Origin of the sequence: Microbacterium terrae (assembly GCF_017831975.1) — a bacterium.
Classification (GTDB): Bacteria; Actinomycetota; Actinomycetes; order Actinomycetales; family Microbacteriaceae; genus Microbacterium; species Microbacterium terrae.
In genome coordinates this window covers 2,641,471-2,653,080 of the sequence record NZ_JAFDSS010000001.1, presented here as the reverse complement: position 1 = coordinate 2,653,080, position 11,610 = coordinate 2,641,471, and the positions used below count along the sequence as shown (strand labels likewise).

Annotated in this window: 9 protein-coding genes; all 9 read right to left on the bottom strand. The window is 71.5% G+C overall.

Annotated features, from left to right (window positions below):
* Positions 1-139: 139 nt before the first annotated feature.
* The 9 genes from JOD63_RS12140 to JOD63_RS12100 all read right to left on the bottom strand — a co-directional run bounded on the left by JOD63_RS12140 (position 140) and on the right by JOD63_RS12100 (position 11,387).
* Complete coding sequence (locus JOD63_RS12140) at positions 140-1,492, bottom strand: NtaA/DmoA family FMN-dependent monooxygenase (protein WP_045274269.1); 1,353 nt, start codon at positions 1,490-1,492, stop codon at positions 140-142.
* Positions 1,489-2,595: an LLM class flavin-dependent oxidoreductase gene (locus JOD63_RS12135; protein WP_084613315.1), complete on the bottom strand. Its 1,107-nt coding sequence runs from the start codon at positions 2,593-2,595 to the stop codon at positions 1,489-1,491. Before JOD63_RS12135 ends, JOD63_RS12140 begins: the two co-directional genes overlap by 4 nt.
* Complete coding sequence (locus tag JOD63_RS12130) at positions 2,595-3,611, bottom strand: aldo/keto reductase (protein ID WP_045274270.1); 1,017 nt, start codon at positions 3,609-3,611, stop codon at positions 2,595-2,597. The genes JOD63_RS12135 and JOD63_RS12130 overlap by 1 nt, the downstream gene beginning before the upstream one ends.
* A 27-nt stretch (positions 3,612-3,638) precedes the next feature.
* Positions 3,639-4,694: an aldo/keto reductase gene (locus JOD63_RS12125; RefSeq protein WP_045274271.1), complete on the bottom strand. Its 1,056-nt coding sequence runs from the start codon at positions 4,692-4,694 to the stop codon at positions 3,639-3,641.
* Positions 4,695-4,768: 74 nt separating this feature from the next.
* Positions 4,769-5,947, bottom strand: coding sequence for an acyl-CoA dehydrogenase family protein (locus JOD63_RS12120; RefSeq protein ID WP_045274272.1), 1,179 nt, complete (start codon positions 5,945-5,947; stop codon positions 4,769-4,771).
* A complete protein-coding gene (locus JOD63_RS12115; protein WP_084613316.1) occupies positions 5,944-7,410 on the bottom strand; it encodes an O-acetylhomoserine aminocarboxypropyltransferase/cysteine synthase family protein in 1,467 nt (488 codons plus the stop codon). The genes JOD63_RS12120 and JOD63_RS12115 overlap by 4 nt, the downstream gene beginning before the upstream one ends.
* Entirely contained in the window at positions 7,407-8,327 is a 921-nt protein-coding gene (locus JOD63_RS12110; protein WP_052682288.1) for an LLM class flavin-dependent oxidoreductase, read from the bottom strand. Before JOD63_RS12110 ends, JOD63_RS12115 begins: the two co-directional genes overlap by 4 nt.
* A gap of 14 nt (positions 8,328-8,341) precedes the next feature.
* Positions 8,342-9,598 carry an LLM class flavin-dependent oxidoreductase gene (locus JOD63_RS12105; protein ID WP_045274273.1) on the bottom strand — a complete coding sequence of 419 codons (1,257 nt, stop codon included), beginning with the start codon at positions 9,596-9,598 and terminating at the stop codon, positions 8,342-8,344.
* A 64-nt stretch (positions 9,599-9,662) separates the two neighbouring features.
* Positions 9,663-11,387: an ABC transporter substrate-binding protein gene (locus tag JOD63_RS12100; RefSeq protein WP_052682290.1), complete on the bottom strand. Its 1,725-nt coding sequence runs from the start codon at positions 11,385-11,387 to the stop codon at positions 9,663-9,665.
* Between the last annotated feature and the right edge of the window lie 223 nt (positions 11,388-11,610).

Sequence of the window (11,610 nt, the reverse complement as noted above, 5' to 3'; positions counted from 1 at the left end):
GGTGACAACGCCGACGCTAGAAGCCGGGGCGTCCCGGCGGCGGCGGCACGGTCATCGAGGGTCTCCCGGCATCGAATGCGGTCACGCATCGTCACGGGGCGAAATGTTCGCGTCACCCGGCCGTGCGGCGAGGCGTTCGTCATGCCGTCGCGGGCAGGCCCCCCGCGATCCGCGCGCGATCGGCACCCGGCGCCAGGGCATCCAGGCCCAGGTTCTCGCGGAGGGTCGGTGCGCGGTGGTCGCGCTGGAAGAGCCCGCGGGCCTGCAGGATCGGCACGACCTCGTCGGTGAAGCCGTGGAAGTCCTCGGCGATGTCGGCCGGCATGATCGTGAAGCCGTCTGCGGCGCCCGCGCGGTACCAGCGCTCGAGGTCGTCGGCGATCTGCTCGGGCGTCCCGGCGAGCAGGCGGTGACCCGACCCGGTGGCGGACCGGGTCACCAGCTCTCGGACGGTCAGCGGCGACGTCGCGACGAGCGCGCGCGTGCTGCGATGGAAGCCCGCCGATGCCGGAGGCAGGGGTGCGCCGTCCAGGACATCGGCGGTGAGCACAGTGTCGGGCGTCACGCGATCCGCGTCGAGGCCGAGCTGTGCGGCGATGCCGCGCGTGGCGGCGTCGAGATCGATGGTGTCGACGAGCGCGGCGACGCGGCTGCGCACCGCGCGCTCGGTGTCGGCGACGAGGACCACGACGCCGAGCGAGGTGACGATCCCGCGCGGGTCGCGCCCCGCGGCGTGCGCGCGGCTCTTCGTGCCGCGGCGGAACGCCGCGGCCTCCTCGATGTCCTGACCGGCGGTGAACACCACCTCCGCCCACCGTGCGGCCAGCTGCAGCCCGCCCGGCGAGCCGCCGGCCTGCACGAGGACCGGGCGGTGCTGCGGAGACGGCGGGACGGAGAGCGCACCGCGCACCCGGAAGAACTCGCCGTCGTGATCGACGCGATGGATGCCGTCCGCCTGGGCGAACAGCCCGGAACGGGGGTCTGCGACGAGTGCATCGGCATCCCACCCGTCCCAGAGGCCGAGCACGACCTGCAGGAACTCGTCGGCCCGCCGATAGCGGTCGACCTTGTCGGGCGTCGTCGAGTAACCGTAGGCAGCCGCGGCGTGGGGCGCGAAGGTGGTGACGATGTTGAGCGCAGCCCTCCCGCCGGTCACGTGGTCGAGCGCGAGGTATCGGCGTGCCAGGTTGTACGGGCTGTTGTAGGTGCTGCTCGAGGTCGCGATCGCCCCGATTCCGCTGGTGCCGGCGAGGAGGTCCGCGAACAGGATCGTCGGGTCGAGTCCCGCTTCGGGATGCGCGGAGATGCCGGTGCCGAGGCCCGGGGCGTCTCCGAGGAACACGGCGTGCAGCTTCGCCCGATCGGCGGCGCGGGTGAGTTCCCGGAGTCGCCCGACGTCGATCCACGCCCGCGGGTCGCGCTCGGGAAGGCGCCAGGCCGTTCGAACGTGCCCCGGGGTCTGCAGCGAGATGTTCAGGTGGAACGTCGTCATCGTCGGACTCCGAGGGGCGGGCGCCAGCCGAGCGCCGGCGCGAGATCGGTGGCGGTGGCCTCGAGCAGCCGGCGGTGCTCGACGAGATCGGGGACGGCCGGAGGGAAGCTGACGAGCAGCTCGGTGGCGGCGGCCACCGCCGGGTCGGTCGCGAGCCCGGCGGCGATCTCGTCGGGCGTCCCGAAGCGCGTGTGGTCGCGCACGAGGAACTCCTCCGGTGTCGCGGCGGCGACCTCGGCGCGCCCGAGCGCAGCGAACCAGCTCTGCCACCGCCGGGCGCCCGGCGCGAGCTTGGCGAGCGCGGACACCCGGTCGCGATCGGGGTAGACCGCGCGCGAGACGAGCACCCGCGGCGATACGGCCTCGGGGAGGGCCGACTGGTAGGCGGCGATGAGCTCTGCCTGCTTCTCGGCGCTCTGCCGACGATTCCAGTCGGTCGCCCGTGAGAGCTGCAGCCCGTCGCCGGCCCGGGCCGCAGCCACAGCCTCGGCGACCGCGTGGTCGGGCGCGCTCGTCGTGGCCTGCCAGAGGCGTCCGCGCACGCCCGTGCCCGGCGGGTGGAGCACCTCGCCCGCGCTGTTGAGGGCGGCGCCCGCGAGAGCCTCGTGCAAGCGCTCGACGCTCCGGCGCCAGACTTCGTGGCGGTCTTCGATGTCGCGGCCGAAAGCCTCCCATGCTCCCGGGAACGGGCCGGCGCCGATTCCGAGCTCGAGCCGGCCGCCGCTGAGGGCATCGAGGGTCGCGGCGTCTTCGGCGACCCGGACGGGATCCTCCAGCGGCAGGACGAGCACACCCGTGCCGAGCCGGATGCGGCTCGTGCGCTGCGCGATCGCCGCGAGGACCACCAGTGGAGACGACACGTGCTCGTTGCCCTGGCGGAAGTGTCGCTGGATCACCCACCCGGAGTCGTATCCGAGCTCCTCCGCCCACGCGAAGAGCTCGATCGCGTGCGCGTAGCTGGTCGCGGGGTCGACGTCGGCGTCGAGGTGGAGGAGGAACCCGAGACGCCGGCCGGCGAGGACGCCGGCCGGCTGGGCGACGGATGCGGTCGCGGGGGCGCCGGCCGGGCCGGCGACAGGTGCGGTCGAGGACGACGCCGACATCAGAGGCGCAGTCCCGTGCCGTGCACCCCGTGGGTGTCGATGACGGCGAGCTCCTCAGCGGTGAGAGCGGTGAAGCCGGGCGCGCGGAGATTGTGGTGGAGCTGCTCGACCGAGCTCGCGCCGATGAGGGCGCTGGTCACCTCGGGCCGGCGCAGCACCCACTGCAGGGCGAGTTGGGCGAGGGACTGGCCACGCTCGAGCGCCAGATCGTTGAGAGCCCGTGCGCGAACGCGGTAATCCTCGCTGATGTCGGACGGCGAGAGGAAGTCGCTGCTCGCCGCGCGCGCCTCCGCCGGGATGCCGCTGTCGAGGTACTTGTCGGTGAGCAGGCCCTGGGCGAGCGGCGAGTAGGTGATCAGTCCGACGCCGTCCTCGGCCGACTGTTCCAGGATGCCCTCGATCTCGATGCGTCGATCGAAGATGGAGTAGCGCGGCTGGTGTGCGACCAGCGGCACGCCTGCCTGCCGCAGGAGCAGCGCCGCCTCGTGCGCGGCGGCACGTGAGTAGAAGTTCGAGATGCCGACGTAGAGAGCCTTGCCGGACTGGACGGCGGTGACGAGCGCGCCGACGGTCTCCTCGATGGGCGTCGCCGGGTCGGGGTGGTGGAAGTAGAAGATGTCGACGTAGTCGGTGCCGAGGTCGCGCAGGCTGTGGTCGAGGCTCTGAAGCAGGCTCTTGCGCGAGCCGCCGCGCAGGTACGGGCTCTTCCCGATCGGGTTTCCGGCTTTCGACGAGATGAGGATCTCCTCGCGCCAGGCGCCCAGGTCCTGGCGGAGGAGTCGCCCCAGATTCTTCTCGGCGGCGCGGTGCGGCGGGCCGTACCGGTTGGCGTTGTCGAAATGGGTGATCCCGGCTTCGAAGGCTCCGAGGAGGATCTCGCGCTGCGTCTCGTACGGTGTGCGGTCTCCGAACTTCTGCCACAGGCCGAACGAGAACTCGGGGAGGGTCAGTCCGCTGCTGCCGGCGCGCCGCCAGGCGAGCGCGTCGTGGCGGGCTTCGGAGGGCTGGTAGGTCACGTGGTGCCTTTCGAGATAGGGGAGGGGTCAGTCGTGGGTGCGCCGGCGCGCGGCAGAAGTGAGGGACGCCGAGATGCGGCCGTTGTCGCGTTCGAGGAAGGTCGTGCCTGGAGCGATCGCACGGTCGATCTCGTCGAGGAGGTCGTCGTCGAGGACGACCGCGGAGGCTGCGACGTACGCGTCGAGGTGGGCGCGGGTGCGCGGGCCGACGATCACCGACGACACATCGGGATGGGTGAGAGCGAAGGCGAGGGCCAAGGAGGGGAGGGTCAGTCCTGCTTCGTCGGCGAGGACCGCCAGCCGCTCGGCGGCGGTGAGCTTGGCGGCGTTCGCCGGGTCGTCTACGTCGAAGCGCCCCGCCCACGCCTGGGCGGCTCGGGCGGACTGCGGCTGCGGTGCACCTCGCCGGTACGCGCCGCTCAGCCATCCCGCGGCGAGGGGGCCGTACGCGAGTACACCCAGCCCGTATCGCCGGGCGATCGGCAGCGTGGTGCGCTCGGCCAGGCGGACGAGCGCCGAGTACGGGACCTGCTCCGTCAGCGGGGCGACGAGGCCGTGCTCGCGTGCGAGGTGCTGCGCGGCGACCACATCCTCGGCACTGAACGTGCTGGTGCCGTAGTAGCGGATCTTGCCGGCGCGGACGAGGTCGCTGAGCGCGGTGATCGTCTCGAGGAGGTCGGTGTGCGGGTCTGGCCGGTGGGCCTGATAAATGTCGATGTGGTCGACGCCGAGGCGCGTGAGGCTCCCCTCGACCGCCTGCGAGATCCAGCGCCGCGAATTGCCGGCGTTGAGGGGGTTCTCGCCGATCCGGCCGTGGAACTTGGTCGCGATCACGAGTTCGTCGCGGCGGCCGGCGATCGCCTGGCCGAGGATCTCCTCGCTGAGACCCTGCAGGTACGCATCGGCCGTGTCGATCAGCGTGACGCCGGCGTCGATCGCGGCGTGCACGATCGCGATCGAGTCCTCGCGCGAGGTCGGTCCGCCGAAGTTCATCGTGCCGAGGGTCAGCCGGCTCACGGGCACGCCGCTGCGGCCGAGCCGCCCCGTGCGGATCGTGGTCGCGGCATCGGTGGGCGCTGTCATGTGGTTCCTTCGTCTCTGCGTGATCTCGAGCACCGTCGGACTGTCGAGCCGGCGGTGCTCGCGTGAGGGGCGGCTCAGAAGAGCCCGTTGGCGGGCGGGATCTCGTCGGCGAGGAGGAAGCCGCCGATCGCCGCCGTCTTCCACCCCCGCGGGTTGTGGTTCGCCACGGTGCGGGCGTTGCGCCAATGGCGGTCGAGGTTGTGCTCGCGGCTGGTGATCGTGCCGCCGCCGATGTCGAAGATCTGCTCGCCGGCGGCCAGCGCCTGCTCGCCTGCGCCGACGTATGCCGAGGCGACCGCGAGCACCGCGTCTATCCCTGCGGCCTCGTCCGGAGCGGCCCAGTACGCGTCGAGCGACTCGGCCGCCGCGACGACTTGGGCGCGGGCGGTGAATGCGGCGTTCGCGATGCGGCCCACGACGAGCCGCACGTACGGATCATCGGCGCTGCGCGCAGCGGTCGAGTGCTTGATCGGCCGGGCGACCTCGCGCGCGATGCGGACCGCGTCGCGGCGCGCGGCCTCGGCGATGCCGGCGAGCGTGGCCGCCAGGACCAGGTGCGCGAGCGATCCGGTCGGGTGACGACGTGGCGCGCCGGGCTCGCTCAGCTCTCCGGGGTCGACGGCCACGCCTTCGTACCGGGTCGTGCCGCTCGCGGTCAGCCGTTGGCCGATGGCGTCGAAGTCGTCCAGGCGCACGACCCCGTCGCGGTCGGTGGGAACGGTGAACGTGACGACGTCGCCGGCGGGGTCGATGGCCGAGCCCGAGATCCACTGGGCGTGCAGACCGCCGGTGCTGTAGTACTTCGCGCCCTCCACCCGCAGCCCGGTGGCATCGCGCACGATCCGGGTGGCGATGGCGCCCGGATCGCCGCCCACTTCGTTGGCCGACCCGGCGAAGAGGTCCCCGGCGAGCACGCGCTGGAGCGTGGTGGCGCGCCTGTGGCCCGACAGCGAGCCGGTCGCGAGCCCGTCGGCGACCAGGAACCCCGAACGCAGCGCCTGCGGGACGTTGGAGTCGGCTGAGCCGAGGTCGATCAGCAGCTCGGCGAGCTCGCGCACGCTCGCCCCGCCGCCGCCGTCCTCGCGCGGCACCCGGTATCGCAGGATCCCCGCGTCGGCCAGCCGGCGGATCTCGGCGAACGGATGCCGACGCTCGGCGTCGCGTCGTGCGGCGGCTGCCCGGAGGTCGTCGAGCACGGGTGCGATGTCGGCGCGGATGTCGGCCGCCGTGAGGGCGACCCGCGGCGTGCTCATAGGCCGTCCGCCGGGGTGAGCTCCCGCGCGCCGCCATCGCCGCGCAGCGACGGCGGATCCTCGCCGCGGACCACGCGGAAGGCCCGGTCGAGGTCGGCGAGGAGATCCTCGACGTTCTCGATCCCGACCGAGAGACGGAGGAGACCCGGATGGATCCCCGCGGCATCCCGCTCGGCCTGGCTCAGCTTGGAGTGCGTGGTGGTCGGCGGGTGCAGGATGAGCGAGCGCACGTCGCCGATGTGGGTCATGCGCGAGAACACCTCGACCGCGTCGTACAGCACCTGCGCATCGCGCTCGCCGCCGGCGAGGGTGAACGCGAAGACCGAGCCCTGCCCGCGGGGGAGGTAGCGAAGCGCCAGGTCGTGGAACGGGCTCGAGGGAAGGCCGGGGTAGTCGACGCTGGTCACCTCGGGCTGCTGTTCGAGCCACGTCGCGATCGCCAGGGCGTTGCGCGAGTGCCGCTCCAGACGCAGCGACAGCGTCTCGATCCCCTGCTGCACGAGGAACGCGTTGAACGGCGAGAGGCTCGTGCCCAGTCTGCCGGCGACGACCGCGCGCGTGTAGGCGAAGTTCGCCTTCGCGGCGCCGAACTTGTCGACCCAGCTCGGGCCGTCATCGCCGTGGATCGACTCGTGCAGGTGGGGGAATCGCTCCGGATGCGCCGACCAGTCGAACCGGCCGCCGTCGACGATCACTCCGCCGATCGAGTTCCCATGACCGGCGAGGAACTTGCTGGTGGAGTGCAGCACGATGTCGGCACCGAAGTCGATCGGCCGCAGGAGGTAGGGCGTCGGCACCGTGCTGTCGATCGCGAACGGCACGCCGTTGCGGTGGGCGGTGTCGGCGATCGCGGCGATGTCGATGAGGTCGTTCTTCGGGTTCGGGATGGCCTCGCCGTAGAACAGCTTCGTGTTGGGACGGACCCGGCGCTGCCAGTCCTCGGGATCGTTCGGGTCCTCGACGAACTCGACCTCGATGCCCAGGCGCCGGAAGTTGCCGCGGAACAGTGCACGGGTCCCCTCGTAGATGCTCGGCGCGGTCAGGAAGTGGTCGCCCGCCGCGAGCACCCCGAGGAGCCCGACGCTCACGGCCGCCTGTCCGCTGCCGACGAGGGTCGCTCCCACACCGTGCTCTATCTCGGCGATCAGCTGCTCGACGGCGGCGTTGGTCGGGTTGTTGATCCGGGAGTACACATAGCCGGCGTCGGTGCCTGCGAACCGCGCCCGGGCGTGCGCGAAGTCGTCGAACACGAACCCCGCGCTGAGGTACAGCGGGGTGATCTTCGCCCCGTAGCCGCGGTCGGCGACGCTGCCCGCATGCACCTGCTCAGTGCTGAATCCGAACTCGTACGGCGCCTTCTCGAACCCGTCCTCGAGCCCGTCGAACCCGGCTGCTGCGGCAGCGGGTCCGGCGGCCCCGAGGCGGCTCTCGGTGGTGGGATCCGTCGTGTATGCCGTCGTCATCGGACCGCCACCTCCCGCAGTGCGCGCAGCGGCGCATCGTCGTCGTCTGCCGGTTCGCGGCCTGTCGCCGCCAGGAGATCCTCGAGCGCACCGGCAACCTGGGCGAGGGGGGCGTCGATGCGCAGCACGACCCCGTCCGCATCCACGGCGCCGATGAGTTGAGCGGCGTCGGTCGCCGTTGCGGAAGCCGGCGACCAGACCAGCCGCTTGAGCACCGCGACGCCGAATTCGTCCGCGAGTTCGTCGTCGACGTCGGTCAGCACCGCATCGAACGGCGCCGCCTCGCTCTCGACGTCTCGCCTGGCGAGAGCGACGGCATCCGCCCGGTCCACGATGACGACCGGTCGAAGTGCTGGATCCAACGGCACGTTCAGCGCACCCGCGACCGCGTACACCCGGCCCGTGAAGTCCGCGGGCGCGAGCTGCGACGGATCCGCGAGGATGCCGCTGTCGCGATCCCCGACGAGCGCGTCGTCGGGAAAGCTCCGCCACAGGCGCGAGAGGACGGCGAGGTACTCGGCGAAGGCCTCGATCGGATCGGCGGTGGCGGGCACGGTACCCGACGCGCGGGTCAGCGGGTCGATGCCGGTCGAGCGCACGTGGAGTCCGATGCGCCCGCCGGTGATGCGTGCGAGCGTCTGCACGCGCCGCGCCAGGTTGAACGGGGCATGGCGGCCGGTGTCGGCCGACACCACGAACGAGCGGGGGCCTCCGGCCGAGAGCAGGCCGGCGGCGACGGCGGGATCGATCGCGGCTGCGGCGTCGACGGCGATCTCGGGGAGCCCGACGACGACGCCGTCGAACGACGCGGCCGTGTCGGTGATCGCGCGGAGCGCGGCGAGGACGTCGTCGGCGGTCGCGGGATCGGACACCGCGCTCGACGGTGCCTCGATGATGAGAAGGCGGGGAACGGTCACGGTGGTCCTTTCGATCACCAGGTGCCGGCGAGCACGGGCGGTGCGGCCAGAAGGGGAGGCTGAACGGGGAGGCCGAGATGCTCGCGGAGCGTCGAGCCGGTGTACTCGGTGCGGAACAGGCCGCGACGCTGCAGCTCGGGGATGACCTGCTGGGCGAAGTCGTCGAATCCGCTCGGCAGCGCGTCGGGCATGACATTGAACCCGTCTGCCGCCCCGGCGCGATGCCAGGTCTCGATGTCGTCGGCGATCTGCTCCGGCGTGCCGACGACGATGCGGTGGCCGGCGCCTCCGCCGAGCTTGCGGAGCAGCTGCCGGTACGTCGGCTGCTCGCGGTCGATGATCCCGAGCACCAGGCGGTAGAAGGTCTGCGATCCCCCGGCGTCCTCCGGCGCGGGAAGCGCGTCGCGCGGGACGGGGGAGTCGAGATCGACGGCCGTCAGGTCGAAGCCGAGCTGGGCGCCGAGGCGGCCGAGGGCGTAGGGGAGGGGGACGAGCTCGGCGAGGAGCTGCCGGCGGGCGAGCGCCTCCGACTCGGTGCTGCCGATGACGGTGGACAGCCCGGGGAGGATGGCGACCTGCTCCGGGCGGCGGCCGAATCGCGCGGCCTGCTCGTCGACAGCCCGACGATTGGCGAGGGCCTCCTCGATCGTCTGCGCCGCGGTGAAGATGACCTCGGCATGCTCGCCGGCGAGGGCGATGCCGTCCTTCGAGGCCCCGGCCTGAACGAGTACGGGGCGGCCCTGCGGGGATGTCGGCGCCGGAGCGGCGCCGGCCTGTCCCGCCCAGGTCGCGATCACGCGGGAGGTCACGGCGCTCGCGCGCTCGTACCGGGCGCCATGGTCGGGCTCTCCCGGGCGTCCGAAGTTCCGCGGGACGATCGAGCCCGCCGTCGTCACCACGTTCCACCCCACGCGTCCCCCCGAGGCGACATCGAGCCCGGCCAGCCGCACGGCCAGTTCGTCGGCGTCGTTGTAGCTCGAGGAGAAGGTGCCGATGAGGCCGATCGACCGTGTCTCGGCCGCGAGCCGCGCGAGTAGGACGCTCGGCTCGAAGCTGTTGCCCGGCCGGTGGGTGAGGTCGGGGTCGAGCCCCGGACCGTCGGCGAGGAACACCGCGTCCAGTCGGGCCGCCTCTGCCGCGCGGGCGATGCCGACGTAGTGCTCGAGGGTGTAGGCCGACAGGGGGTCGTTCTCGGGGACGCGCCACGAGCCCCCGAACACTCCGGCGTTGAGGATGTTGACGTTGATGTGCAGCTGGCGGGTCTCGGTCATGACGGGCTTCCTTGTCGTGCGGGCGGCGGATGCCTGCCGGGGCGAACCCCGGCAGGCATCCGCGTCACGGGGTCTCGCTCAGCCAGGTGTCCACGAAGTGGTTGCGCGACTGGGCGTCGAAGATGATCCCGTGCACCGTGGGTGCGTGTGCGATCACCTGGGAGGGGTTGTAGACCGGGTTGACGAGGGCGTACTCCTCGAGGAGCGCATCCTGCGCGTCGGCGGCGAACTCGGCCCGCTCGTCGGGGTCGAGGGTGAGCTCGAGCTTCCCCAGGGTGGTGACGAGGTCGTCGTAGCCGTCGAAGTCCTCGGTGAGGTAGTTGCCGTTGCCGATGAGCGGGCTGTACTGCAGGTTCAGCACGGCGGGGTCGTTGCGCGAGCGATTCGCAGCGACCACGTTGTAGTCGGTGGCGGCGTTCGCGACGGCGGCGGCGTAGTCGGCGAGGGGGAGGACCGCGAGCTGCAGGTCGATCCCGATCGACTGGAGGTCCTGCTGGATCGACTCATACGCGGGCTTGTTGGCCACGAGGTTGCTGATCCCCAGCAGGGTGATCTGGAGGCGCTGGCCGTCCTTCACGCGGATGCCGTCGTCGCCGACCTCCCACCCGGCTTCATCGAGGATCGCCTCAGCCTCGTCGGGGTCGTAGTGCAGCAGGCTCTCCGAGTAGTCGCGGTAGCCGGGAACCGAATCGGCGAGCACCGAGGTGGCGACGGTGTACGAGTCGGTGAGGACCGTCTTCTCGACAGCATCCCGGTTCCAGCCGAGCTGGATGGCACGGCGCACGGCGATGTCGTTCGTCGGAGCGAGCGAGGCGTTGAAGTTGAAGAAGATCGCCGTGCCCGAGACCGGCCGCGAGATGATCTGGAACCCCTCGTCGGTCAGCGGTCCTTCGTCGGTCGTGCCGACGTCGAGGGTCGCGTCGATCTCGCCGGTGCGGAGCGACCCGGTGCGCACGCTCGCCTCGGGGATGACGTTGAACACGATCTTGTCGAGATACGCCTCGCCGTCGTGCTCGAGCGCCGGCGGCGCCCAGTCGTAGCCCTCGCGCTTGACGAGCACCGTTCGGACCTGCTCGACCCACTCGTCGTAGACGAAGGGGCCGGTGCCGATCACGTTCTTCGCGTCGGTCCGCTCCTCGGCGGACTTGGCGAGGGTCGAGAGCGACAGGAAGCCGGGCTGGGCGTTGGCGGTGAACGAGGTCGCCTGCAGGAAGCTCGCGATCGGGTTCTCGAATCGGATGGTCGCGGTGAACTCGTCGTCGACGACCGTCTCGATGTAGCCGGTGAACAGCACCGCTCCGTTCGGCTTGATGCCGAGCGCGTCGTCGCCGCGGACGTACTGGTCGTAGTTCGCCTTGACCACCTCGGCGTCGAACGGGGTGCCGTCGCTGAAGGTCACGTCGTCGCGCAGGTGGAACGTGAACTCGGTGAGGTCGTCGTTCACCTCCCACGACTCGGCGAGCCAGGGCGTGATCTCGCCGGTGTCGGGATCCTGCCAGGTGAGCTTGTCGGTGACGTTGTTGCCGATGATCGACTCGGCGTAATTCGTGCCGAGCTGCGGGTCGGGGCTGCGCTGGTAGTCGATCATGCCGAACTGCAGAGTCCCGCCCGAGACGGGTTCACCGTCTCCGGCGGCAGCGGCGGACGCCGGTGCACTGTCGGCACCGCGGCCCAGGAGGACCCAGCTGACGACGACGGCGACGACCACGACGATCGCGGCGGCGACCAGCCAGGGCCACTTCTTGCGGGAGCGGCTCTCACGCTCGATGGAGGTGGGGAGATCGGACATGGACTTCTCTTCTGCTCGAGGACTGCCGCTTCCGGCGGGCGATGTGTGATTCCCGAAGGTAGGACTGCCGGCCGGCCGGCACGGGTCCTGTTGCGGTCGGAGTAGTCGTGTTTCGGCGGAACACACTCGATTACGCCGTGTGTCGGAACCCGTGGGCGCGGCTCGCGCACGGTCGCCTAGGCTGACCCGCGTGTTGACCTGTCGTTGTCGCCCCTGTTGCTGA